This is a genomic window from Agromyces tardus (assembly GCF_003710805.1).
Taxonomy (GTDB): Bacteria; Actinomycetota; Actinomycetes; order Actinomycetales; family Microbacteriaceae; genus Agromyces; species Agromyces tardus.
This window is the reverse complement of sequence record NZ_RHHB01000051.1, coordinates 1-25,768: the sequence shown is the minus strand read 5'-3', so window position 1 is coordinate 25,768 and position 25,768 is coordinate 1. Positions and strand designations below refer to the sequence as shown.

At 72.3% G+C, this 25,768-nt stretch carries 19 protein-coding genes; 14 read left to right on the top strand and 5 right to left on the bottom strand.

The features are described 5' to 3' along the window. From EDM22_RS16535 to EDM22_RS16510, 6 genes are all read left to right on the top strand, one after another. The coding region (locus EDM22_RS16535; protein WP_138708118.1) for a glycosyltransferase at positions 1-1,214 on the top strand (1,214 nt) is incomplete at its 5' end. Further along, positions 1,211-1,894: a hypothetical protein gene (locus tag EDM22_RS19690; protein WP_170964174.1), complete on the top strand. Its 684-nt coding sequence runs from the start codon at positions 1,211-1,213 to the stop codon at positions 1,892-1,894. The genes EDM22_RS16535 and EDM22_RS19690, both read left to right, overlap by 4 nt. Then, positions 1,891-3,303: a glycosyltransferase gene (locus tag EDM22_RS16525; RefSeq protein ID WP_122938184.1), complete on the top strand. Its 1,413-nt coding sequence runs from the start codon at positions 1,891-1,893 to the stop codon at positions 3,301-3,303. Before EDM22_RS19690 ends, EDM22_RS16525 begins: the two co-directional genes overlap by 4 nt. Further along, complete coding sequence (locus tag EDM22_RS16520; protein WP_122938183.1) at positions 3,300-4,358, top strand: 3-oxoacyl-ACP synthase III family protein; 1,059 nt, start codon at positions 3,300-3,302, stop codon at positions 4,356-4,358. Before EDM22_RS16525 ends, EDM22_RS16520 begins: the two co-directional genes overlap by 4 nt. Further along, complete coding sequence (locus EDM22_RS16515) at positions 4,352-5,569, top strand: cytochrome P450 (RefSeq protein ID WP_122938182.1); 1,218 nt, start codon at positions 4,352-4,354, stop codon at positions 5,567-5,569. Before EDM22_RS16520 ends, EDM22_RS16515 begins: the two co-directional genes overlap by 7 nt. 12 nt (positions 5,570-5,581) lie before the next feature. Next, positions 5,582-8,068 (top strand): ATP-dependent helicase, encoded by a 2,487-nt coding sequence (locus EDM22_RS16510; protein ID WP_122938181.1) that lies wholly within the window; start codon positions 5,582-5,584, stop codon positions 8,066-8,068. 80 nt (positions 8,069-8,148) lie between these two features. On the opposite strand, the gene EDM22_RS16505 is transcribed toward EDM22_RS16510, so the two are convergent. Then, on the bottom strand, positions 8,149-10,755 hold the full coding sequence (locus EDM22_RS16505) for a hypothetical protein (protein ID WP_122938180.1): 2,607 nt from the start codon (positions 10,753-10,755) through the stop codon (positions 8,149-8,151). Between the two features lie 191 nt (positions 10,756-10,946). Here EDM22_RS16505 and EDM22_RS16500 point away from each other — a divergent pair, with 191 nt between their 5' ends. Genes EDM22_RS16500 through EDM22_RS16490 form a run of 3 tightly spaced genes read left to right on the top strand, consistent with a single transcriptional unit; the run spans position 10,947 to position 13,734 of the window. Further along, positions 10,947-12,359 (top strand): ferredoxin reductase family protein, encoded by a 1,413-nt coding sequence (locus EDM22_RS16500; protein ID WP_122938179.1) that lies wholly within the window; start codon positions 10,947-10,949, stop codon positions 12,357-12,359. Next, a complete protein-coding gene (locus EDM22_RS16495; protein ID WP_122938178.1) occupies positions 12,356-12,889 on the top strand; it encodes an FMN-binding protein in 534 nt (177 codons plus the stop codon). The genes EDM22_RS16500 and EDM22_RS16495 overlap by 4 nt, the downstream gene beginning before the upstream one ends. Next, a complete protein-coding gene (locus EDM22_RS16490) occupies positions 12,889-13,734 on the top strand; it encodes an FAD:protein FMN transferase (RefSeq protein ID WP_245989486.1) in 846 nt (281 codons plus the stop codon). The genes EDM22_RS16495 and EDM22_RS16490 overlap by 1 nt, the downstream gene beginning before the upstream one ends. Here the strand turns inward: EDM22_RS16490 and EDM22_RS16485 are convergent. Together EDM22_RS16485 and EDM22_RS16480 are read right to left on the bottom strand one after the other, a co-directional pair. Beyond that, positions 13,691-14,527: a DUF72 domain-containing protein gene (locus EDM22_RS16485; protein ID WP_122938177.1), complete on the bottom strand. Its 837-nt coding sequence runs from the start codon at positions 14,525-14,527 to the stop codon at positions 13,691-13,693. The two genes, EDM22_RS16490 and EDM22_RS16485, sit on opposite strands and share 44 nt — an antisense overlap. Positions 14,528-14,529: 2 nt before the next feature. Beyond that, a complete protein-coding gene (locus EDM22_RS16480) occupies positions 14,530-15,249 on the bottom strand; it encodes a VIT1/CCC1 transporter family protein (protein ID WP_122938176.1) in 720 nt (239 codons plus the stop codon). Positions 15,250-15,458: 209 nt separating this feature from the next. Here EDM22_RS16480 and sucC point away from each other — a divergent pair, with 209 nt between their 5' ends. Continuing rightward, positions 15,459-16,625, top strand: a complete 1,167-nt coding sequence (sucC, locus tag EDM22_RS16475) for an ADP-forming succinate--CoA ligase subunit beta (protein WP_122938175.1) — start codon at positions 15,459-15,461, stop codon at positions 16,623-16,625. Between the two features lie 18 nt (positions 16,626-16,643). Then, a complete protein-coding gene (gene sucD, locus EDM22_RS16470) occupies positions 16,644-17,552 on the top strand; it encodes a succinate--CoA ligase subunit alpha (RefSeq protein WP_122938174.1) in 909 nt (302 codons plus the stop codon). Positions 17,553-17,660: 108 nt separating this feature from the next. On the opposite strand, the gene EDM22_RS16465 is transcribed toward sucD, so the two are convergent. Further along, complete coding sequence (locus EDM22_RS16465) at positions 17,661-19,043, bottom strand: prealbumin-like fold domain-containing protein (RefSeq protein ID WP_138708117.1); 1,383 nt, start codon at positions 19,041-19,043, stop codon at positions 17,661-17,663. 316 nt (positions 19,044-19,359) lie between these two features. Continuing rightward, a complete protein-coding gene (locus EDM22_RS16460; protein ID WP_138708116.1) occupies positions 19,360-22,101 on the bottom strand; it encodes a prealbumin-like fold domain-containing protein in 2,742 nt (913 codons plus the stop codon). A 290-nt stretch (positions 22,102-22,391) separates the two neighbouring features. Between EDM22_RS16460 and EDM22_RS16455 the strand changes: the two genes are divergently transcribed. The 3 genes from EDM22_RS16455 to EDM22_RS16445 all read left to right on the top strand — a co-directional run. Further along, entirely contained in the window at positions 22,392-22,970 is a 579-nt protein-coding gene (locus EDM22_RS16455; protein ID WP_245989484.1) for a hypothetical protein, read from the top strand. 139 nt (positions 22,971-23,109) lie between these two features. Further along, positions 23,110-24,591, top strand: coding sequence for a hypothetical protein (locus tag EDM22_RS16450; protein WP_122938171.1), 1,482 nt, complete (start codon positions 23,110-23,112; stop codon positions 24,589-24,591). 31 nt (positions 24,592-24,622) lie between these two features. Further along, the coding region (locus EDM22_RS16445; RefSeq protein ID WP_122938170.1) for a cell division protein PerM at positions 24,623-25,768 on the top strand (1,146 nt) is incomplete at its 3' end.

Here is a 25,768-nt window from a genome sequence, read left to right as displayed (position 1 = left end):
GCCGGGGGCGCGGCGGGCCGGTTCGCGACGGCGAGCGGATGCCGCGGGGCGACCGCGTCGCGATCGCCGCCGCAGCCGGGTACTCGGCGCTGCTGCTCGCCAAGGCCGCGCTCGCGGCCGTCGCGGTCGCCCGCCGACGGGCCCGACTGCGCGCAGCCACGGGAGCGGTGATCCCGCCCTCGGAGCTCACGATCGTGCAGGCGATCCGCTCGGGCGATCCGCAGCTCGAGGACGCGCTCGCGTGCACCCTCGTGGCGGCGCCGCGGTCGGCGGTGATCTGGCTGGTCGACGAGGAGGACGCGACGGGCCGGCGCGCGGCCGAGGCGGCGCGCTCGCGGCATCCGCTCGCCCGGCTGCTGATCGTGGAGTGCCCGCCGTGCCCGCCCGGCGTCGCGCCGAAGACCGTGAAGCTGCACCTCGCGGAGCCGCGCATCGAGACCGAGGCGTTCGCGGTCGTCGACGACGACACCTCCGTGACCCCGGAGGGTGTGAACGCCTTGCTCGACGGGCTGCGGATCGCCGACGTGAGCACGGGCCTGCCCTGCTATGTGCCGGGGCCCGGGCCGTGGTCGCGCCTGCTCGCGCAGTTCGTCAACGACCAGGGCCTGCTCGCGTACCTGCCGACGGCGGCCCTCGGCACGCCGCGGGCGCTCAATGGCATGACGTGGGCGATGCGGCGCAGCACGCTCGAGCGGCTCGGCGGCTTCGGGCCGCTGCTGCCGTTGCTCGCCGACGACCTCGCCGTCGCCACCCGGGTGCGCACCTCGGGCGGAACGATCGACCAGACCGAGGTCGCCCAGTCGATCTCGACGACCGTGGCCGACGGCCGGCACTACCGCGAGCTCATGCACCGGTGGATGGTGTTCGCGGGCCTCGCGCTGAGGGCCGAGCGGCCGGCCTGGCGTGCAGGTCTCCTCGCGGCCTACGCCGTGCCCGCGATGCTGCTCGGCGCGCTCGTCATCGGCGCGGCGAGGCGACCGACGCCCCCGCGCATCGCGGCGCTGGGCGGTGCGCTCGCGCTGCGCTCCGCCGTGCTCGCGGTGGCGCAGCGGCTGCTCACGGGGCGGATGCGGCACGACCCGGTCCTGTCGCTCGTGGCCGAGCTCGCCGTGCCGGCGCAGTTCGCGGGAGCGCTCGTCGATCGCCGCATCGTGTGGCGCGGGCGTCGCTACCGGGTCCACGCGAACGACCGCTTCGAGGAGGTCGTGCGATGAGCCTGCTCGTCTGCTTCCTCACGGGGCGCAGCGACCGCGCGAACACGGCGCTCTCGCCCGCGCAGGCGGGTTTCCTCGACGCGCTGCCGATCGGCGTGGGCGAACGGCTCGACGTGAACTTCCCGTATGCGCCCGCCGGCGGCCCGTGGCGGGCCACGCCGCTGGCGCTCGCGAGCGTGCGGAACACCCGCGACTACCTCGCGTCGCGGCGCGCGGGGTTCCCCCGAGCGCACGCCGCGGCGGTGCGCGAGGTGTTCACGCGTGCCGACCGCACGCTCGTGCTCGCCGGCAGCTGCGGCCTCGAACTGCTCGCGAACCTCCGCCTCGACGCGCCGGCGCTCGCGCGGCTGCACGTCGTGGCGTACGGCCCCGTGGCGAGGTCGCGGCCGCGGGTGAGCCTCGAGACGGTCACCGGCGCCGGCGACGCGCTCGCCCGGTGGTCGACGGCGCGATGGCCGGCCTCGGGCCGGGCGGCGGCCGAGAGTCCGGCCGGCGCGTCCGACCACCTGATCGACGCGCACCACCTCGACTACCTCGCCTCGCCAGCGTTGCACGCGATCGTCGTGCGCGCGATCGAACGGCTCCGGTCGGCGGATGCCGCGCCCATCACGGGCGAGGGAGCGCACGGCGGGGCGCGAGACGGGGCGCACGCCGGGGCGCGAGACGGAGGGGGCACGTGAGCGGGCACATCGAGCTCGTGACCCCGCCGTTCGCGGGCCACCTGCATCCGGTACTCGGCATCGGCGTCGAGCTCGCCCGACGCGGACTGCCCGTGCGCGTCGTGAGCACCGCTGCGGCGCGCGCGCAGATCGAGGCCGCCGGGCTGTCGGCCGTCGCCCTCGCGACCGCCGACGACGGGCTCATCGCCGCCATCGCCGATCCGCCCGAGCGGATCGGCCGCCATCCGCTCCGGCTGCACCGCCAGTTCCGCAGCACGCTCGGGGTGCTCGCCACGATCAGCGCGGAGCTCGACGCCCGATACGACGCCGATCCGCCGGCGGTGGTCGTCGCGGACTTCACGCTGCCCGTGGCCGGCGTGATCGGCCTGCGGCACGGCGCCCGGTGGGTCACGTCGCATCCGTCGCCGGTGGCGATCGGCTCGACCGACGGCACGCCGGCGTACCTCGGCGGGCTGCTGCCGCCGCGGGGCGCCGCGGGTCGCCTCCGCGACGCCGCCGGCCGCACCGCCGTGCGCGCGTTCAAGCGCGGCGTGTTCGCCCTGAACGCGGGGCCCCTGCGCGAACTCGGCTTCTCGGGGGCGTTCCGGCCCGACGGCACGGAACAGGTCTACTCGCCCGACCTCGTGCTCGCGCTCGGCCTCGCCGGGCTCGAGCTGCCGCGCACGTGGCCGCCGGCGGTGCGATTCGTCGGGCCGGTGCGGTACACGCCGCCGGGTCGGCCGGGTGCGTGGGGCACGGCCCGGGCGACGGATGCCGCGGGGGGCACCTGGGAGCCGGACGGTGCGAGCCGGACGGGCGAGCCGCCGCGCCCGCGGGTGCTCGTCTCGCGCGGCACCCACCTCGCCGGCGAGACCGCCCGGCTCCTCGACGCCGTCGAGCGCGCGGCGGCGCTGCTTCCGGAGGTCGCGTTCGAGATGACGCTCGGCGGCACGCACCGTCCCGCGGATCGGCCCCTCGGTCCCGCCGGAGGCCGGTCGGGCGAGGCCACCGACGCGCCGCTCGGCCGCGTGCGACTGCTCGACTACGCCGACTACGGCGCGCTCGGCCGCTACGACGCGATCGTGCACCACGGCGGTACCGGCATCGCGCAGGCCGCGCTCGCCGCGGGGCGCCCGTCGGTCGTGATCCCCGTCGACTACGACCAGCCCGACATCGCGGCGCGCCTCGTGCACCACGACCTCGCGGAGCGGCTGCATCCGTCGGACCTGCGCGGCGAGGCCGGCGCGCGGCGGCTCGCCGACGCGGTCGGGCGCGCACTGCGGCCCTCCCGGGAGCGGAGTGCGGCACTCACCCGGTTCCGCGCCGCGTGCGCCGCGGCCGACGGCGCCGTGGGCGCGGCCGACCTGATCGAGCAGGCCGTGGCGGCGCGGCATCCCATCGGCGACGGAACCACAGGAGCGCACGCATGACCCTCACGACGGAACGACCGCAGCCGCACGGGCCGCACCGGTACGCCCGCTGGACGACGGCCGCCCGCGTCGCCGCGATCGGGGTCTTCCTGCCCGACGCCCGGCGCAGCACCGAGGAGACCGAGGAGCGGCTCGCCGCGGGCAACCCCGGACTCAGGATGCCCGCGGGACTCATCGGACGGCTCACCGGCGTGGGCGGCGTGCACGTGCGGCCCGACGGGTGGCAGACCTCCGACCTCGCGGTCGCCGCGGCGCGCCGGGCGCTCGCGCAGTCGCCCGGTCCGATCGACCTGCTCGTCTTCGGCTCGGCGAGCCAGGACCTCATCGAGCCCGCGACGGCGCACATCGTCGCGGCCAAGCTCGGGCTGACGGCGGCGGTCATGGACGTGAAGAACGCATGCAACAGCCTGCTCGTCGGCATGCAGGTCGCCGAGGCGCTCATCGCGACGGGCCAGGCGCGCCGGGCGCTCGTCGTGAGCGGCGAGCAGCCCTCGCACGCCGTGCGGTGGCGGCTCGACGGCAGCGCCCAGTTCCTGCGGTCCCTGCCCGGCTACACGATGAGCGACGGCGGCGCGGCCGTGGTGCTCGAGGCGAGCGACGGATCGGGTGCCGGCATCCTCGGCAGTCGGTTCACCGCGCACTCCCAGTACTGGCAGGTCGGCACCCTCCCCACGGGCGGTTCGGTCAACCCGCACGCCATCGGCGGCAGCTACTTCGACATGGACGGGCGCGCGCTCGAGCGCGCGTTCCGGCAGGTCGGGCTCGGCATCTTCCACGACACGCTCGCGAGCCTCGGGGTGCGCGTCGACGAGCTCGACTTCGCGGCCGTGCACCAGGTGGCGCTGCCGATGCACCGGCGCATCGTCGAGCTGCTCGGCGTCGATCCGGCGATCACCGAGGAGATCGTCTCGGGCCACGGCAACCTCGCGAGCGTGTCGCTGCCCGTGCAGCTGCACCGCGCCGTCGAGCAGGGCCGGGTGCGTCCGGGGAGCCTCGTGGCGCTCGTGGGCCTCGCGGGCGGCATCAGCCTCGGCGTCACGGTGCTGCGATGGTGATCGCGCGGCCGGCGCCGTCGCGGGTCGCCGGCGAGCGCACGACGGCGGCGCGGTGGGAGGAGCGGGTGATGCGCGCGGCGCACCCGGTCGCGTACCCGCTGCTCTGCGGCGTCCGCCGACCGGTGCTTCGGGTGCCGGGCCTCGGCACGGTCGTGACGGATGCCGCGTTGCTGCGCGCCGTGCTCCTGGACACGGCCGCGTTCGCGAAGCAGGGCCCGGGCTCGCCGAGCGAGCTGTGGACCCCCGTGCTCGGACCGCGGGTGCTGCTCAACATGGAGGGCGCCGAGCACGCCGGGCTGCGGCGGCGACTCGCACCGCTCTTCACGCCCGCGGCGGTGGGCGAGCTCGTCGACCGGACGCTGGGCGAGCCGTTCGCGGCGCTCGGCGCACGACTGGCGGCGGGCGACACCGTCGAGCTCGTCGCCGAGGCGCGCCGGCACGCGAGCGCCGTCATCAGCACGCTCGTGGGCCTGCCGCCCGAGGTCGTCGACGACCGGCTGTTCCGCCGGATCGCGACGGTGACGGGGGCGGTGCGGCTCTCCCGGCCGCGGATGACGACCGCCCAGGTGCGCCATGCGCGCGCGGTGATGGCGGAGCTCACCGCGCATGCCGCCGACGCCTGGCGCCGGGGCGATCGGTCGACCGTTCCGGGGCGCATGCGCGAGCTCGGGCTCGACGAGGCTGAGTCGCTCGGCGCCGTGGGGGCGTTCGTGCTCACCGGCACCGAGACCCTCGTCGCGTACCTGCCGAGGCTCGTGTGCCTGCTCGCCGACAGCGGCTGGCTCGAGCGGCTCGCCGCCGACCCCGACCGCGTGCCGCTCGACGCCGCGATCGCCGAGGGGCTGCGCGTCACGACCCCGTCGCCCGTGATGCTGCGCAGCACGGTGCGCGAGGCGCGGATCGGCGACGTCGTCGTGCGGCCGGGCGAGCGGATCGTGCTCGCGACCTTCCTCGCGGACCGGATCGCGCCGGGCTTCGACCCCGTCGGCAACCCGGCGGCGAGCCTGCGGCAGCTCTGGTTCGGCGCCGGAGCGCACTTCTGCCTGGGCGCGCCGCTCGCCATGGCGCAGATCCGCGGCTTCGTGGGAGCGCTGCTCGACGCGGCCGAGCAGCGGCCGCTCGCGGTGCGGTCGCGGCGCGTCGCGCGCGGGGTGCTGATCCCGGGCTACCGGAGCGTGCACGTCGGCCCGGCTGTCAGGGGCGCCGCCTAGAATCGAGGGGACATGACGCTGATCCTCGACCCCGACGACCCGGCCGGCTGGCGCGAGGCGCCCGCTGCGGCATCCGGCCCGCACGCGGCATCCGATCGCCTCACCGACGGACTCAACCCGCAGCAGCGCGAGGCGGTCGAGTACCGCGGGCCCGCGCTGCTCATCGTCGCGGGCGCGGGTTCGGGCAAGACCCGAGTGCTCACGCACCGCATCGCGAGCCTCATCGACCGGCGCGAGGCGTGGCCGAGCCAGATCCTCGCGATCACGTTCACCAACAAGGCCGCCGCCGAGATGCGCGAGCGCGTCCAGGCACTGCTCGGCGACAGCGCCTCCGGCATGTGGATCAGCACGTTCCACTCCGCGTGCGTGCGCATCCTGCGCCGCGAGGCCGAGGCGATCGGGCTGTCGTCGACGTTCACGATCTACGACTCGGCCGACACCCGCACGATCCTCAAGCGCATCATCAAGGAGCTCGACGCCGACACCATGGGCTTCACGCCCGCCGGCGCCCAGTCGAAGATCTCGAAGCTCAAGAACGAGCTCAGCGACGTCGAGACGTACGCGCGCAACGCGAACACCAACGACCCGCACGAGGTCATGTTCCTCGAGATCTTCCGGCAGTACACGCGGCGCCTGCGCGACGCGAGCGCCCTCGACTTCGACGACCTCATCGCCGAGACGGTCTACCTGTTCCGCGCGTTCCCCAAGGTCGCGGCGCTCTACCAGCGGCGGTTCCGCCACCTGCTCGTCGACGAGTACCAGGACACCAACCACGCCCAGTACGCGCTCATCCACGAGCTCACGCGGCCGGTCGATCCGATGATCGTCGCCGAGCTCGACGCGCACGGGGTGCTCGTGCAGGGCATGACGGATGCCTCGGGCGCGATCCCCGGCGCGAGCCTCACCGTCGTCGGCGACTCCGACCAGTCGATCTACGCGTTCCGCGGCGCCGACATCCGCAACATCTCCGAGTTCGAACGCGACTTCCCCGGCGCCAAGGTGGTGCTGCTCGAGCAGAACTACCGGTCGACGCAGAACATCCTCTCGGCCGCCAACGCCGTCATCTCCCACAACTTCGACCGCAAGGACAAGAAGCTGTGGACGGCCGACGGCGACGGCGAGAAGATCACGGGCTACACGGGCTACACGGCGCACGACGAGGCGCAGTTCGTGGCCGACGAGATCGAGGTGCTGCACCGCGCCGGCGTCGCCTATCGCGACATCGCCGTGTTCTACCGCACCAACGCGCAGACCCGTGCCCTTGAAGAGATCTTCGTCCGCTCGGCGCTGCCGTACCGCGTCGTCGGCGGCACCAAGTTCTACGAGCGCGCCGAGATCAAGGACGCGATGGCGTACCTCATCGCCGTCGCGAACCCGCTCGACGAGCTCGCGCTGCGCCGCATCCTCAACACTCCCAAGCGCGGCATCGGCCCGGCCACCGAGACGGCGCTCGCGAGCTTCGGCGAGCAGAACGCACTCACCTTCCGGCAGGCGATGCGCGCCGCCGACGGTCTGGGCCTCGGGCCGAAGGTCACCGGAGCGATCACGAAGCTCGCGAACGTGCTCGACGAGGCCGCGGCCATGCTCGTGCCGAACGCCGAGGCGATCGCCGCGGGCACGAACGAGGGCGCCGCGAAGGTCTCCGACGTGCTCGCGTTCCTGCTCGACCGCTCGGGCCTGCTCGAGACGCTGCGCAACAGCCGCGACCCGCAAGACGAGACGCGCGCCGAGAACGTCGAGGAACTGCTCGCGCAGACGAAGGACTTCGACCGCGAGAACCCGGGCGCCACGCTCGTCGACTTCCTCACGCAGGTGTCGCTCGTGGCCGCCGCCGACGAGCTCGACGACGCATCCGGAACCGTGTCGCTCATGACGCTGCACACGGCGAAGGGGCTCGAGTACCACGCCGTCTTCCTCACGGGCATCGAAGAGGGGCTGCTGCCGCACCAGATGTCGGCCACCGAGCCCGGCGGGCCCGCCGAGGAGCGGCGCCTCTTCTACGTGGGCATCACGCGCGCCCGCAAGCGCCTCTACCTGTCGCTCGCGATGAGCCGCGCCCAGTTCGGCGAGGTCGCCGTGGCGATGCCGAGCCGCTACCTGCAGGAGATCCCCGAGGACCTCATCGACTGGAAGCAGTCGCCCGGCATGGCCACCTCGCGCGGCGGCACCCAGCCGCGGGCGCTCAACGCGCGCCGCGGACCGGGGCAGGGCGGCGCGGGCGGCGGAGCCTGGGGCACCCGCGACCGCGACCTCGACCGGTTCAGCGTCATGAAGAGCGCGGCCCCCAAGGCGGAGTGGGCCAACAAGGTCACCGGCACGGTGCGGGACAACGGCGACCTGACCCTCGAGGCGGGCGATCGCATCCGGCACACCGACTTCGGCGAGGGCCGGGTCATGCAGGTCACCGGCGAGGGCACCAAGCGCATCGCGCACGTCGCGTTCGACACGGCCGGCCAGAAGAAGCTCCTCATCAAGATCGCGCCGATCGAGAAGCTCTGAGCCGTGGGCGCCACCATGCGCCGGGCGGCGCGGCGTGGTCGGTCGTGCCGGGTAGCGGCGCAGCGCCCGGCGTGGGATGGTCAGGCCGGATCGACTCCCGGCGCGCCGGGTGGTGCCGGTGCGGGGGTCGGGAGCGTCGGGGTCGGCCCCGGGGCCGCGACGGGCGTCGCGATGGCCGCGCGCAGGTCCTCGAGCGCCCGCCGGTACGCCGGCGTGCGGGGGTACCAGCTGTGCGAGTCCACCGCCCCCACGTAGCCGCCCACGTCGATCTCCTCGGCGTAGCGGTCGCGCTCGTTGCCGGATGCGGCGGCGGATCGCGCCGGGAAGCCGAGGTGGTCCGTGAGTCGCCAGAGGTTGATCCACGCACGGGCGGGCACGCGGGCGGCGGGCCGTGCGGCACCAGGCGGTGCCGCAGTGGGCGCGGACGCCGTTTCCGGGATCGGGTTCGCGTCGGCACCGACGGTGGCGCCGATGCGCTCGAGGTCGGATCCCGCCCACGGGTCGCGCGCCCACACCCTGGGCTTGGCGCAGGGGATGGAGTCGATGACGTCGGGGCCCAGGATCTCGGGGAAGAACCGTCCGAAGTACGGGCGGAGCTGGACTCCGAAGGTCAGCAGCGCCACCCGGTCCCGGTACGACGTCTCCCAGTTCCGATCGCCGCGCAACGCGAACAGCGCCGAGAGGGCCACGACGGCGCCCATGCTGTGGGCGCTCACGATGGCGGTGCGCGGCGGTGCGCCCGGCGCGGCAGGCGGCAGGTCGAGCCACCACGCGAGGCGGCGGGCCACCTCCGGCACGGCCCGCTCGGTGTAGCACGGCGCCCCGAACGGGTGTCCGGCTCGCGGCAGGAAGCAGGCGAGGTCCCAGACCAGCGCGAGCGGCCGGGTGGACTTGTGGCCGCCGAAGACGAGGCCGGCCAGGATCGCCGCGCTGATCACGGCCCACACCCCGAGCGACGCGTCGATCCACCGTGCCAGCCCGGCCCCGAAGAGGCCGCCGAAGAACGCGCCGAGGCCGTCGGGGAGCCGGGAGAGCGTGCCCTCCGCGAAGGGGCGTGCCAGCGTCAGCAGGATCGCGACGAAGAACGCCACGGCGAGGACGCCCGCGATCGGCTCCACGAGGTGGAGTCTCGCCGCCATGGCGCGCTTGCGGGCGACCTCGGTGCCGAGCAGCGCAGCCAGCGCCCCGCGGGGCGTGTCTGCGGGAGCGGCCGACGACGGCGGCAACCGGTCGCCGACGTCGCGCCGCCGCAACGCCATCACGGCGAGGATCGCGACGGCGACGATGACCGCGGCGAGCGTGATGCCGAGGAACGGGGCGTAGAACGTGCCGAGGGTGATCTGTCGCGGGCGGCACGCGCTGCCGACGCACGCCGTGTAGGGCTCGTCGAGGCGGTTCGCGCCCGCGGCACCGTTCAGCCAGTCACCGACGAGCACGTTGACGAGCGAGCCGAGGATGAGGCTGATGGTGAGTCCGAGCGTCAGGAACACCGCCGGCGCGCGGCCGCCCCACGCCCGTTCCGTGCGACGCGGAGCGGGCAGCAGCCACGCCAGGGCGACGAGGACCAGCGCGCCCACGACCACCGAGACGAGCACCTGGTCGGCGTTCCTCCCGATCGCCGTCGGGTGCAGCCGGACGTGGCCGTGGAAGCCGAGCACGAGCGCCGGCACCGCGTAGAGCGCCACCGCGAGGCCGAGCACGATCGCCGGAGCGCGTGAGGAGCCGCCCGTGCGTTCGTACGGCGTCGAGTCGGTCGACACCGTGAGCGCCCCGGCGGCCGCGATCACGGCGACCGCAGCCCCCGTGAGCAGGGCGGCCGTCACGGGCGAGAGATCGCCGAAGGCGAAGCTCAACAGCAGGGCGACGGTCGCGAACCCGGCGGCGAGGTGCAGCATCGCGAGCCGGTGGGTCTCCCGCCTCGTCTGCCAGAAGCGCGGCTCCGCGAGCAGCGGGCGTTCGGGATCGCCGCCGTCGATGGCGAGGATGCGACCGGCGACGTTGTAGCGCAGCGTCGCGATCGTGGACACGAGGAACACCACGAGGAGGGCGACCACCGGCACCAGCGAGAACAGCGCGACGCGTCGTTCGTCCTGCCAGCGGGCGAACATGCCGGCGACGTCGGAGAGCGGCGGGCAGATGGTGGCCCCGCCCCGGTAGCACTGCAGCGCGATGAGGTCGATCGCGACGGAGGCGAAGGAGAGGACGAACACCAGCGTGAGCGCCAGGCAGGCGAGCCGGATGAGCCCGGACCCGTACCGGATCCTCGTGCCGGAGGCCGGCGAGGGGAGCGACCAGCTCCAGATCGCGGCGTTCGCGATGCTGAACGGCAGTACCAGGGTCCACGCGGCACGGGCGACCGCGGCCACGACCATCCCGCCCACTCCCGCTCGCGCGGTCGTCGTCCGCACCATGCCGCCCCACGAGTACGCCTCCCGATGGATGCCGGCCGGCACCCGGCCGCGCGGCGGTTCGGCGGGATCGACCACGCCGCGCGAGGTCTCGCCCTGCGGCTCGTCGGCCCGGGTCCGCGCGACCGCCTCCGGGGTCGGATGCCAGAAGCTGCCGAGGTCGTCGCCGAACGAGAGCACCACCTCGTCCTCGGGCAGGTCGAGCAGCGCGTGCGGCGGCGTGTTGTTGACCCCGTGGATCCGCAGTTCGAGTACCGATTCCGGCTCCTCTTGCGACATGGTGGACCCGCCTCTCCACGGTCACCGGCGCTGCGCTCGAGCGCCGCTGATGGCCCGAATCCTAGGACCGGAGCGCCCCGCCCGGCGTGAGGCTCGGCCCCGAGTCGCGTGCCGACGGGCGTCGTCCGGTTCCCAGTCGACCCACAGGCGTCCCATCGGGGAGCGATAGGGCGGGCGCGCACCATGAGGTCATGGCATTCCTCGTACACGACGCCCGCGACCTCGCCCGACGGCCACGCACGGTCGCCGGCATCGAGCGTGCGCGGGCCTCCAAGCGGCTCTGGCGTGTCGACCTCCTGCAGGCGGGGCTCGTGACCTCCATCGCGATCGCCATCGCCCTGTTCCTCGCCGATGGGGGCGGCACGCGGTTCGCGACGCCGGGCGCGGCGATCACCTCGCTCGGCATCATCGCGGGGCTCGTCGCCACCGACCTCGTGCTCGTCATGCTCCTGCTCGCGGCCCGCGTGCCGCTCATCGAGCGGGCGGTCGGGCACGACGCGTCGATGGGGCTGCACGGCAAGCTCGGCAAGCCGGTCATGTACCTCCTCGTCGCCCACGGCGTGCTCCTGCTCGCGGGCTACGCCCTCTCCGACGGCATCGACCTCGTGGCGGAGGCCGTGAGCATCTGGTCGTTGCCCGACCTGCCGCTCGCGATCCTCGGGTTCGCGCTGTTCGCGCTCGTGGTGGTCTCGTCGCTCGTGGCCGTGCGCCGCAAGCTGCGCTACGAGTCGTGGCACCTCATCCACCTCCTGGTGTACGGCGCGGTGCTCGCGGCGCTGCCCCACCAGTTCAGCGTCGGCGGCCTCTTCGCCGAGGGCACCTGGCAGCGCTGGTACTGGATGGCGATCACGATCGGCACCCTCGCCGCCGTCGTCGCCTTCCGGTTCGTCGCCCCGATCGCCCTGAGCCTCCGGCACCGGCTCGTCGTCGCCGGGATCGACCGCGTCGACCACGACGTGGTGTCGATCCGCATGCGCGGCGTGGACCTCGACAAGCTCGGCGCGACCGGCGGCCAGTTCTTCATCTGGCGCTTCCTCGCCCCGGGCCAGTGGTGGCAGGCGCATCCCTACTCGCTGTCGGCCCACCCCCGCGGCAACGAGCTCCGCATCACGGTGCGCGCGCTCGGCACGGGATCGGCGGACCTCATGGGCATCCGCCCCGGCACCCGCGTCATGCTCGAGGGGCCGTACGGCATCTTCAGCGAGGCATCCCGCAGCCGCCGGCGCATTGCGCTCGTGGCGGCCGGCATCGGGGTCACGCCCATCCGCTCGCTGCTCGAGTCCGCGTCGTTCCGCCCGGGCGAGGCCACGGTCGTGCTGCGCACCCCCGCCGCGAACGACGGCTGGCTGCTCGACGAGATCAAGGCCATCGCCCGGTCGCGCGGGGCCACGGTCATCACCGTGCCCGGCCCGCGGGGCACGACGGGCTGGCTCACGGACTCCGCCGCGCGCGAGGGACTGTCGCTCGCCGCACTCGTCCCCGAACTCGACGACACCGACGTCTACGTCTGCGGCCCGCGCGGCTGGTCGGACGCGGTGATCGTCGACGCACTGTCCAGCGGGCTCAAGCCCGAGCAGATCCACCACGAAAGGTTCGACTGGTGAGAACACGCGCACTCATCCTCGCCTCCGCGGCGTCCGCGACCGCGATCCTCGGTGGCTGGCAGCTCGGCGCCATCGGTGCCGTCACGGCACCCGTGGCCCAGAGCACGCAGACCACGGGCACCACCGCGTCGACGGATGCCTCGACCTCGACCTCGGGCACCGGCACGTCCTCGTCTGGTTCCACCGGCGCGACGGGTTCGTCGGGTTCGACGGCCGGCACCGGCACGTCGGCGGCCGCCTCCTCCTCCTCGACCGACGGCACCTACACCGGCAGCACCGTGAGCACCCGCTTCGGCGACGTGCAGGTGCAGGTCACGATCTCGGGCGGTGCGATCACCGACGTCACGCCGTTGCACCTCACCGACCACGACGGGCGCTCCGTCATGATCAGCAACCAGGCCGCCCCGATCCTGCGCGACGAGGTGCTGCAGGCGCAGTCGGCCTCGGTGTACCTGGTGGGCGGGGCGACGTACACGAGCCAGGCCTACCTCCAGTCGCTCCAGTCGGCCCTCGACCAGGCCGGCTTCTGATGACGGCGCGCGCGTTCCCGGCGATGGGCACGGTGGTGAGCCTTCGCCTCGAGGGCACGCGCGACGCGATGGCGACGGATGCCGCGGCCGCATCCCTCGAGGCGGAGTCGCCGACCACGGCAGCGGCGGTCGCCGCGGTGGGCGAGGTCTTCGCCCGCTGGGAGGCGCACTGCAGCCTCTACGACCCGGCCTCCGAACTGAGCCGCATCGGGCGCGGCGAGCTCGGCCTCGTCGACGCGGGCGAGGAGGTGCGCGGCGCCTACGAGCTCGCCCTGCACTGGCGCGCCCGCACGGGCGGCTCGTTCACCCCGCACCGCGGCGACGGCCTCATCGACCTGAACGGCGTGGTGAAGGCGCTCGCGATCGCCGAGTCGGGTGCCGCGCTCGACGGCCTCGGGGTCACCCGGTGGGGCATCGACGCGGGCGGCGACGTGCTCGTCGGCGGCGCCGCCGCGGAGGGGCAGGCGTGGCGCATCGGGATCGTGGATCCCGCCGACCGGGGCGCCTTGCTCGGCGCGATCGACCTCGCGGGCGTCGGCGGGCGCATGGCCGTCGCGACCTCCGGCAGCGCCGAGCGCGGCGACCACATCTGGACGCAGCCCGGCGCGGGCCCGGCCGCATTCGTGCAGGTGAGCGTCGCCGCCGGCGACATCCTCACCGCCGACGTGCTCGCCACGGCGATCGTCGCCGGTGGCCGCGCGGCCCTCGACGAGTACACCGAGCGGTTCCCGATCGACGTGCTCGCCGTGCTCGGCGACGGCTCGCTGCTCGCGACACCGGGCTGGCCGCGAGCCGACGCCGTCACCCAGCCGTCGGCGGCCCGGGACGCGGCAGCCGCGCGATGAGGCCCATCGCGTCGAACGGCGCGCGCACCTTCACGTCGTTGTCGAAGTAGAGGTACGCGTCGCGCCCGGCGTCGAGATGGTCGCGCGTCCAGGCCGCCCATCGGTCGAGCGCCGCATCGTCGTAGCCCGACACGTAGAGCTCCTCGTCGCCGTGCAGCCGGGCGTAGGCGAAGTCCGCGGTCGTGCGGTCGATGCGCGGGAAGCGCCCGGCGGTGTCGGCGGTGACGGATGCCACGCCGTGCCGCTCGAGCAGCGCGATCCAGCCGTCGGTGTCGAACGACGGATGCCGCACCTCGACGGCGTGGCGCAGCGGAGCGTCGCGCGACACCGCGAACGCCGAGCGCCCCGACATCCGCTCGTCGTGGCCGGCGGCGAGCGCCGCGGCATCCGCTCGTGATCGCGGCAGCCGCTTGAGGAAGCCGTCGAGCAGGTCGGCGTCGAAGGCGAGCGTCGGTGGCAGCTGCCAGAGGATCGGCCCGAGCTTGTCGCCGAGCTCGAGCAGCCCCGACGCGAAGAAGTTCGCGAGCGGCGTCGCGATGTCGCCGAGCCGCCGCAGGTGCGTGATGAACCGCGGCCCCTTGACGGCGAAGACGAACCCGTCGGGGGTCGCATCGCGCCAGCGCCGCCAGCTGGTGGGCGCCTGCAGCGAGTAGAACGAGCCGTTGACCTCGATCGAGGTGACGTGCGCCGACGCGTACGCGAGCTCGTCGGCCTGGCGCAGCCCCCTCGGGTAGAACACGCCGCGCCAGGGCGGGTACCGCCACCCGGAGATGCCGACGCGCGCCTCGGCCATCGCTACACGGCGACGCCGAGCAGGGCGCCGATCGCCCACGTGACTCCGAGGGCGAGCCCGCCGCCGATCGTGACGCGGAGGATCGCCCGCAGGCGCGGGCTGCCGCCGATCCACGCGCTCAGCCAGCCCGTGATCGCGAGTGCGACGATCACGGCGACGAAGGTGGCGATGATGCGCCACTCGGGCGGCGGGAGCAGGATCGCGAGCATCGGCAGCACCGCGCCCACGAGGAACGAGGCGGCCGACGCCCACGCGGCATGCCAGGGATTCACGACGTCGTTCTGGTCGATGTGCAGCTCTGCCTCGAGATGGGCCGAGAGGGCGTCGTGCGCGGTGAGCTCCGCGGCCACCTTCTCGGCGGTCTCGGCCGAGAGGCCCTTGCCGCGGTAGATCTCCGCCAGCTCGGCGAACTCCTGCGTGGGCATGTGCTCGAGCTCCCACGACTCCTTCGCGATGAGGGCGTGCTCGGTGTCGCGCTGGCTCGAGACCGAGACGTATTCGCCGAGACCCATCGAGATCGCTCCGGCGATGACCGCCGCGACGCCCGCGATGAGGATCGCCGCGGTGTCGGTGGTGGCCGCGGCGACGCCCACGACGAGGGCGGCGACCGAGACGATGCCGTCGTTCGCGCCGAGCACGCCGGCCCGCAGCCAGTTGAGCTTCGCGTGCACGGACCCGGAGTGCGGATCGGTGTAATGGGTCGGTTCCGTGACATCCGTCATGCCCGAATCCTCGCACCGCACCGCGCCGCCCGCCAGCATGGTGAGGCTGGCCTCGCCCGCGCGGTTCTGGGGCGCGACGGGGGAGGAGTACCATGGACGACGGCCCGCAGTATCTCGACGTCGAGGTATCTCGACATCGAGGGAACTAGGCCGGGCCTCTCACCCCACCATCCCTGCGCATGACTGCGCGGACCGATTGGAAGTAGAGCGTGGATCTTTACGAGTACCAGGCCAGAGACCTGTTCGAACGATACGGGGTGCCGGTGCTCCCCGGGATCGTGGCGGACACCCCCGAAGAGGTGCGCGCCGCTGCCGAGCAGCTCGGCGGCGTCGTGGTCGTGAAGGCCCAGGTCAAGACCGGAGGCCGCGGCAAGGCGGGCGGCGTCAAGGTCGCCAAGAACCCCGACGAGGCGTACGAGGCGGCCAAGGCCATCCTCGGCCTCGACATCAAGGGCCACGTCGTCAAGCGCGTCATGGTCGCCGGCGGCGCCCGGATCGCGCAGGAGTTCTACTTCTCCGTGCTCCTCGACCGTGCCAACCGCTCCTACCTCTCGCTCACGAGCGTCGAGGGCGGCATGGAGATCGAGCAGCTCGCCGTCGAGAAGCCCGAGGCCCTCGCCCGCATCGAGGTGAACCCCGGCACCGGCATCACGCCCGAGAAGGCCCGTGAGATCGCCGTCGCCGCGAACTTCCCCGCCGAGCTCGTCGACAAGGTCGCCGACGTCTTCGTGAAGCTCTACGACGTCTACAAGTCCGAGGACGCCACCCTCGTCGAGGTGAACCCGCTCATCCTCTCGGAGGAGGGCGAGATCATCGCGCTCGACGGCAAGGTCTCGCTCGACGAGAACGCCGAGTTCCGCCACGCCGGCCATGCGCTGCTCGAGGACAAGGGCGCGGCCGACCCGCTCGAGGCGGCCGCCAAGGAGCTCGACCTCAACTACGTCAAGCTCGACGGCGAGGTCGGCATCATCGGCAACGGCGCGGGGCTCGTCATGTCGACGCTCGACGTCGTCGCGTACGCCGGTGAGAACCACGGCGGCGTGAAGCCCGCCAACTTCCTCGACATCGGCGGCGGCGCCTCGGCGGAGGTCATGGCCAACGGCCTCGGCATCATCCTCGGCGACCCGCAGGTCAAGAGCGTGTTCGTCAACGTCTTCGGCGGCATCACCGCGTGCGACCAGGTCGCCAAGGGCATCGTCGGCGCGCTCGCCGAGCTCGGCGCGACGGCGAACAAGCCGCTCGTCGTGCGACTCGACGGCAACAACGTCGTCGAGGGCCGCCGCATCCTCGAGGAGGCCGCGCACCCGCTCGTCACCCTCGCCGAGAACATGGACCAGGGCGCCGACAAGGCCGCCGAGCTGGCGAACGCCGCGTAAGCAAAGGACAGCGAAACCGTGACCATCTTTCTGAACAAGGACTCCAAGGTCATCGTCCAGGGCATCACCGGCGGCGAGGGCTCCAAGCACACGGCCCGCATGCTCGCGGCCGGCACCCAGGTCGTCGGCGGCGTGAACGCCCGCAAGGCCGGCACCACGGTGCTCCACCACGACAAGGACGGCAACGCCGTCGAGCTGCCCGTGTTCGCCTCGGTCAGCGAGGCCATCGAGCAGACCGGCGCGGATGTCTCCATCGCGTTCGTGCCGCCGGCCTTCACGAAGGACGCCGTGCTCGAGGCCATCGACGCCGAGATCCCGCTGCTCGTCATCATCACCGAGGGCGTGCCCGTGCAGGACTCCGCGGAGTTCTGGGCCTACGCCAAGGAGCAGGGCGGCAAGACGCGCATCATCGGCCCGAACTGCCCCGGCATCATCAGCCCCGGTGAGTCGCTCGTCGGCATCACCCCCGCGAACATCACCGGCAAGGGCCCGATCGGCCTCGTCTCGAAGTCGGGCACCCTCACGTACCAGATGATGTACGAGCTGCGCGACCTCGGCTTCTCGACCGCGATCGGCATCGGCGGCGACCCGATCATCGGCACGACCCACATCGACGCGCTCGCCGCGTTCGAGGCCGACCCCGAGACGAAGGCGATCGTCATGATCGGCGAGATCGGCGGCGACGCCGAGGAGCGCGCGGCCGACTTCATCAAGGCGAACGTCACGAAGCCCGTGGTCGGCTACGTCGCGGGCTTCACCGCCCCCGAGGGCAAGACCATGGGCCACGCCGGTGCGATCGTGTCCGGCTCGGCCGGAACCGCGCAGGCGAAGAAGGAGGCCCTCGAGGCCGCCGGCGTCAAGGTCGGCAAGACCCCGAGCGAGACCGCGAAGCTGCTCCGCGAGGTCGTCGCGGCACTCGGCGCGTAGTCGCGGATCCACCATCGGGAAGGCCCCGTCGGCGATGCCGGCGGGGCCTTCCGTGTCAGGTGCGATCGAGCGGATGCCTCCTCCCGATCACGGGTGTCTCCTCTCAGGTCACGGGTCGACGACGACCGTGCAGATGTAGGTGCCCGGCTCGAGATCGGTCATCCCGAACGACGAGTCGCCGGAGTCGCTCGCGTCGGCGTTGAAGTCGACGTCGGGCGAATCGGCGGTGTTGTCGCAGTCGATGCTCGAGAACGTGCCGCCTGGGACCTGCGAGTCGACCGACACCGTGATGTCGGTGAGCGGCGTGTTCGAGAACGTCACCGTCGGATCGCTGTCGCAGTCGGTGTCCTCGACCACCGTCGCGGTCTGCTCGGAGTCGGCCGACACGTAGCCGTCCGGAACCGTCTCGGTCACCGTGTAGTCACCGGACTCCAGCCCTGCCAAGCAGGCTTCGCCGTTCGCATCGGTGACGACATCGACGTCCGCGTCAAGCAGCGTGCTGCTCACCGTGAAGGTCACGCCCTCCTGCGGGTGGTCACCGGTACCGCTCGCCGCGTGCTTCATGGTCTTGGAGATCACGAGAGCGCCGCAGTTGTTGATGCCGGTGTCGAGCGGTGCGATGAAGTCCTTCAGCGCGGCCGTGAACGAGTCGGACGAACGGCTCTTCAGGTACGCGCTGCCGAACGCGACGCAACTGTCGCCCACGATGTGGGAGAAGTTGACCGTCGCCTCGCCGAAGGTTCTCGGGGAGATGTCGGAGTTGATCACGTCGGAGTCGGCCTTGGGGATCGGGCTGGTGTTGATCGATCCGGTCGCGTCACCCGAAGTGGTTAGGTTGACCCGGTCACCCCAACAGGGCGTGCTGTTGGCGGCCTCGCAGAGCGACTTGTTGCCGGTCGTGACCCAGCGCGACAGGAACAGTTCGGGATGGGTTCCGCCGTTGGCCAGGTCGTACTGGATCAGCAGGTCGCCGGCCGTGCGCACGGGCGTCACGCCGTTGGACGAGATGTCCTCCGACTGGTTGAACTCGAAGTCCATGTTCGTCGTGCCGGTCGGGTCCTGCACACGATGCCAGAACATGTGGAGGAAGTCGTCGCCCGAGGTCTCCTCGAGGTAGACGCCGAACGTCTTCAGATCGCTCTTGTTCGGTGGGATGCTGCCGCTGACCACGGAGGGCACCGGGGTGTCCTCCTTCGAGCCGTTGCCGAACGAGTTGTCGCCGGTTCCGCTGGGTGCGTCGGCCTTGCTGGTCTCGGCGACGTTGCCCCAGTCGTCCCAGCCGGTGTTGTCGACCTTCAGATTCGCATCCGAGTCGATCTCGAAGTTGCTCCCGTCGAGGCTCACCAGGCCGGCGGGGAGGACCGCCGCGGCCGGGCTGGCCACGAGCGCGGTGATCGCGAGCGCGCCGAGTCCGGCTGCCGCGGCGAGACGGAGCCGTCGACGATGCTGCGGTGTCGGGGACTCGGGTGTCGGGTTGTTCGTGTGGGGCATCATCGCCTCCTGTGTTGCAGATTTCGTCCGGTTCGGGCGAATCGGACGGTCCTCTGCGGGCGCGGGGCGGAGGGCGGGGCGGTAGGGCGCGATCGTCGCTTCGTACGGTCGTGCATCGTGGGTGGCGATGCACGGCTCCTTCGGGCTCGAGAGGAGTCTCACGCGTTCGACTGCAACGTACACCCGTGGTGCTTCCGTGTGAAGCAGTAATTGAGGATTACTCATTACCCCAGTTGTGGGGCAGCGAGATGGCCCCACCGGCGATGCCGGCGGGGCCACCCGTCTCAGTTGCGATCGGTCGGATGCCTCCCCTCGATCACGGGTCGATCACGAAGTCGCACGTGAAGGCGCCGGGCTCGAGGTCGTCGAGCGTGACGGTCGGATCGTCGAGGGCGTCGGCCAGCGAGACGTCCTCTTCGGCGTCCGGTCCGTCAGCGGTCGGGTAGCACTCGATACTCGAGAACGTCCCGCCCGCGACCAGCGAGTCGACACTCACCGTGATCTTGGTGAGCGGCGTGTTCACGAACTCCTTGACCGCACCGGCGTTGGCACTGTCGCAGGCGGCCGCCTCGGTGACGTTCGCGGTCTGCGTGCCCACGTCGGCGTAGCCGTCGGGAACCACCTCGGTGATCGTGTACAGCCCTGCCAGGCCGCTCACGAGCAGGCCGGTGGCGCAGGCCACGCCGGTCTCGTCGGTCGTGACGGTGACGCCCTCGGCGGGCAGCTCGCCGCCCGTGATCACGAAGTCGACCCCGGCGTGCGGGTGGTTCTCACCCAGGCCGTCGGCCGCGTGCTTGCGCAGCTTCGTGATCTCGATCGCGCCGACCTCGCGGTCGTCGTGGAACGTGCACGTCACGGTCTCGCCCGGGCTGAGCCCGATCGAGTCGACGGTCGATCCGTCATCGCAGGTCGCGCTCACCAGGTTCCAGTAGTCCGGAACCGTCTCGGTCACGTCGTACGTGCCCGGGTCGAGGTCCGAGAAGGTCCTCGAGTCCTTGCCCGCATCGCCGGCCGCGGTCGTCGTCAGCGTGAACGGCGACGGCGAGAGCGTGTTCGACGTGAAGTCGAACGAGCCCGTGCCACTGTCGGTGACCTTCTCGATCACGATGCCGCCCGACGCCCGGTTGGTGTACGTGCAGTCGACGAGGTCGTCAGCGTCGTCGATCGTGAAGGTCACGACCGCGTCGTTGATCGACGGGATCACGCCGGAGCTCGCCGAGCAGTCGACGTCGACCAGTTCCCAGCCGGTGGGCAGCGTGCCCTCGGTGACCGTGAGGCCCGAGCCGAACAGCACGTTGTCGTACGACTGGCTCTCGCCGTCCTTCAGCGAGAACGTCGGATCGACGTCACCGCCGAGGGTCGACAGCGAGGTCGAGTAGTCGAACGACGTGTCGGTGCCGTCCGGACTCGGTTGCGTCACCTTGCGGACGATCACCTGGCCGCCCGTCTCGTTGCCGTAGGTGCAGTCGACCAGGTCGTCGGCATCGTCGATGTCGAACGTGACCGTGCCGGTCGCCGTGTCGATCGTCGGCGTCACCCCGGAACTCGCGTCGCAGTTGATCGACTCGAGGCTCCAGCCCGTGGGAAGATCGTCCTCGGTCACGGTGTAGCCAGTGCCCAGCAGCACGTCGCTGTAGGTCTGGCTGTCACCATCGCCGAGGCTGAACGTCGGATCGTTCTTCGTCGGGTCGGCCACACCGGACAGCAGGTCGAGGGCCGTCGAGAACCCGAACGACGAGTCGCTCGGATCCGGACTCGGATCGGTCGCCTTGCGGATGATGACCGTTCCACCGGTCTCGTTGTAGTACGTGCAGTCGAGGATGTCGCTCGCCGCGTCGATCGCGAACGTCACCTGCCGACCCGAGATCGACGGCGTGACGCCGGTGCTCGCGCTGCAGTCGACGTGGTCGAACTTCCAGCCGGCCGGCGGGGCGTCCTCGCTGACCGTCAGGCCGGTGCCGAAGAAGACGCCGTTGAACGTCTTCGAACCGCCATCCGCCAGGCTGAACGTGTTGGTCGACGACGGTGACGTCGTGAACGCCTTCGTGTAGCCGAACGACGTCGTCGCCCCATCAGGATCCGTCTGCTTCCGGATGATCACCTTGCCGCAGTTGGAGATGTTGATGGGCGTCGGAGCGATGAAGTCCTTCAGTGCCGCCGTGAACGAGTCGGAGGACCGGCTCTTCAAGTAGGCGCTGCCGAACGACGTGCAGCCCTGCGTGCCGAGCAGCGAGGTGAAGTTGATCGACGCCTCGCCGAAGGTGCGGGCCGACACGACGCCGGAGCTGGCCAAGCCGTCGGACTCACCGAACGGGATCGCCGTCGAGTTGATCGACCCCGTCGCGATGTTCGCCGCACTCAGGTCGGTGCGCAGGCCCCAGCAGGGGAATGCGTTCGACGCCACGCAGTTCGCCGTGGTGACCGCCTGGGTCTTGTACGGCGGGTTGAAGCTCGCGTCCGTCAGCCAGTACGCGACGTACAGGTTCGGGTGGGTCCCGCCCTGAGAGAGGTCGTACTGGATCAGCAGGTCGCCCTCGGTGCGCTGCGGCGTCACGGTGTTGCTCGTGATCGTCGACGACTGGTTGAACTCGAAGTCCATGTTGGTCGTGCCCGTCGGCTCCTGCACGCGATGCCAGAACAGGTGGACGAAGTCCGTCGTCCCTGCCGTCTCGCGGTACACGCCGAAGGTGAGCAGATCGCTCTTGTTCGGCGGGATGCTGCCCGAGACCACGCTGGGAATCGCGGTGTCCTCCTTGGTGCCCTGTCCGAACGAGTCGTCGGTCGTACCGGTCGGCTTATCGGTTTTCCGGCTCTCGGTCACGCTCGCCCAGTCGATCGAGACCTGGGGATTGGCGATGTGGTCGACCTTGAGGTTCGCATTCGTGTCGATCTCGAAGTTGCTGCCCGACAGGGTCACGTCGCCGTGAGTCGCCTGCGCCGGTGCCGCGACCAAGGCGGTGATCGTCAGCGCGCCGATGCCGGCGGCTGCGGCGATGCGACGCCACCGTCGGGGTGGTGGCGTCGGGGTGTGCGCGGTCGGGCTGTCCTTGAGAAGCATCATCGCCTCCTGTGTTGCGGGGTCATCCGATTCGGGCGAATCGGACCGTCCTCAACGAGGCGATGCGGCGATGGCAGAGCGGTAGGGCGCGATCGTCTCGTCGTGCGGTCGAAGGCCGGGGTACTCGGCCGGGCGACCCCATCGGGCTCGAGAGGAGTCTCACGCGTTCGTCTGCAAGCTACACCCGTGCCGCTGACATGGGAACCGGTTCTGAGGATTTCTCATGACCCCTTCCGGGGGACATCACCACACCCCGCCGCGCAGTCGCCCTCTCGTGAGAAAGTGGGGGCATGCAGCAGCATCCGGATGCCGCCGGCGCAGCCGACGCCGAAACCGGCGCAGGAGACTCGGCCCGTCCCGCGGTCGCGTCGCCCGACGTGCCGACGAGCATCGTGCGCGCGGTCTTCGTCACCGAGGAGTCCGTCTACGGCGTCATCCTCGTCTCGGGAATGATCGTGGTCGCCGGCGCGCACGGCGACAGCTCGTGGAGCGTCTTCTGGACGGTGCTCACGACGGTCATCGTCTTCTGGGCCGCGCACGTCTACGCCGGCACGGTCGCGCACCACGGGCTCGACCACGAACGCGTCGTCGGCCTGGGCGAGGCGTTCCGGTTCGCGTTCCGCCGCTCGCTCGGGCTGCTGCTCGCGTCGATCATCCCCTGCTCCATCCTGCTGCTCGGCGCGACGAGGGCCGTGCCCGACGCCGTCGCCCTCTGGGCCGCGCTGTGGGCCGGCGTGGTGGTGCTCGCGGTGCTCGGGTTCATCGCGTTCCGCCGCCGCGGTGCGAGCCTGCTCATGCAATGCGTCGGCTCGCTCGCGACCGCCGGGTTCGGCGTCGCGATGATCCTGCTCAAGGCCTTCGTGCACTGATCGGCGTGAGGCGCCGGTCGCCTTCCGAGCGGATGCCGCTGCACCGCGTCGCCGTCGGCGAGACGCGCGGTCACGCGGGGGACCATCGTCCCATCCGCGCCCGCAGGGACCGCTATCGTCTGCGGAAGGGGGTGGTCCGATGGCCGAGACGACGAGTGACGACCTGCAGGCACGCATCGCGCAACTCGAGGCGGAGAACGCGAGACTCCGCGAGACGGCCGACCTCGGCATCGCGGGCGGAGGGCCGCCCGCGGCATCCGCTCGGCGACCCGGCCGCGGCCGGGGACGCGCCGCTGCGGCCATCGTGCTCGTGCTGCTCGGGCTGCTGCTCGCGCCCGTGGCCGTCGTGAGCGCGTGGGCTCGGCTCCAGCTCGTCGACACCGACCGGTTCGTGGCCACGTTCGCGCCGCTCGCCGAGGATCCCGCCGTGCAGGCCTACCTCGCCGACGAGGTCACGGTCGCGATCGACGAGAAGGTCGACATCGACGGACTGACGAAGGACGTCTTCGACGGCCTCACGTCGCTCGACCTGCCTCCGCGCGCCGTCCAGGCGCTCGGGCTCCTCGAGGGGCCCGCGGCGCAGGGGCTGCACGCGCTGCTCGATCGCGTCGTCACCCAGGTGGTCCAGTCCGACGCCTTCGCCGAGGTGTGGGCCCAGGCGCTCCGCGTCAGCCACACCCAGCTCATCGCGGCCCTGCAGGGCGACCCGAACGCGGCGCTCGCCATCGGCGACGACGGCACGATCTCGGTGCAACTCGGTCCCGTCATCGAGGCGGTGAAGGCGAAACTGGCCGAGAACGGCGTGGCCTTCGCCTCGGCGATCCCCGTGATCGAAAAGAGCATCGTCATCGCCCAGACCGACTCGCTGACCCTCATCCAGACCGTCTACACCCTCGCCGTCGCGGCCGGCACCTGGGTCCCGCTCATCGCGCTCGCGCTGCTGGTCGCCGGCGTGCTCGTCGCCCGGCGGCGCTCGCGAGCGCTCACCTGGACGGCCGCGGGCTTCGCCCTGAGCATGCTCCTCATGCTCGCCGGCGTCGGCACGGCCAAGCTGTACTTCGTCGGCACGCTCAGCCCGTCGATCATGCCGTCGGGGGCCGCGGAGGCGATCTACGACGACGTGCTGGAGCTCATGTTCTCGACGATCGTCGCGCTGTTCGTGCTGTCGCTGTCGATCGCGATCATCGCCTGGCTGTCGGGCACCACGCGGCCGGCGCTCGCGGTGCGGGGCCTCGCCGACGCGGGCTTCGGCGCGGTGCGGCACTCCGCTGCGTCGCGTGGCGTCACGACCGGCGCCTTCGGCGTCTGGCTCGACCGGTGGCGCGTGGGCGTCTATGCGGCGATCGCGGTGGTGGCATCCGCGGTGCTGTGGTTCTCGCGGCCGCTGCAGACGTCGACCGTGCTCTGGACCGTGGTGCTCGCCCTCCTCGCGGTGGTGCTCGTGCAGCTCCTGCGCCGCCCGGCCGCGGAGGCGACCCCGGCCGAGGTGGCGGCCGCCGAGGGGGCCGACGTCGACGCGGGGTCGCTCGACGGGCCGGGCCCGGTCGGCGCCGAGGCGGTGCCGGTCGACGCCGCACCGGTCGAGGCGGTTGCCGACGAAGCCGCACGTCCTGCGAAGTGATGGCGGCGCGCCGGGTTAGGCTCCCGGTGCAATGAGACGCACGACGATCGCCCTGCTGGCCGCACTCGAGGCCTCGGTGTCGGCGCTCGTCGGATACGGCATCGCGCTCGTGCCCCTGATGCTCCTGTGGGCCACCCACTTCGGCCTCGCCGCGCCGATCGACGCCTTCTTCCGTGCCGCCGCCGACATGTGGCTGCTGGGACACGGCGTCGACCTGGCCGTGCGGCTCGACGAGCTCACCGCGGCGCTCCTCGGCGTCCCGGGCGCAGGGGATCCCTTCGTGCTCACGATCGCGCTCCTCGGGTTCGCCGTCGTCACCTTCGCCTTCGGCCTGCGGATCGGTCGTCGGGGCGCGATCGGCGGCAACCCCGCGGTGGCCGTGGTCGCGGCGGTCGTCGTGCTCGCCGCCGTCGGCGGAGTGGTCGCCGCCGTCGCCGCGACCGGCGCGGCTCGCCCGGTGCTCTGGCAGGGCATCGTGCTGCCCGCTTCCGTCATGGCCGTGGGCGCCGCCATCGGCGCGGTCGCCGAATCGCTGCGCTCGGGTGCGCCGGCGGATGCGACGACGAGCGCCGTGCGGCGTCGGCTCGCCGCCCTGCCCGACCTCGCGGTCGACGGGGTGGCCGCGGCGGTGCGGATCGGCGTCGGCGCGGCGTTCGGCGTGCTCGCCGTGGGCGCGGTGCTCGTGGCGGTGGTGGTGGTCGCCGGCTACTCCACGATCGTCGGCCTCTACCAGGCGCTCGGAGCCGGCATCGACGGCGGCATCGCGATCACGGTCGCCGAGCTCGCGCTGCTGCCGAACCTCGTGGTGTGGGCGGCCGCGTGGCTGCTCGGTCCGGGCTTCGCGCTCGGCGCGGGCACCACCGTGTCGCCGAGCGTGACGCTCATGGGCCCGGTGCCCGGCATCCCGGTGCTCGGGGCGCTGCCCGCCGAGGGTGCGCCGCTCGGCGTGCTCTGGCTCGCGCTGCCGGTGCTGCTCGGATTCGGCGGGGCCGTGCTCGTCGCGGCATCCGCCCCTGAGCGCCGCGACGAGCCCTGGTGGGCGACGCTCGCGGTCGGCCTCGGCGCGGGCGGCATCGCCGGCCTCGTGCTCGGGGGGCTCGCCGCGTTCTCGGGCGGCGCGGCCGGGCCCGGACGGCTCGCCGTCGTCGGTCCCGACGCGTTCCTCGTCGCCGCCGCC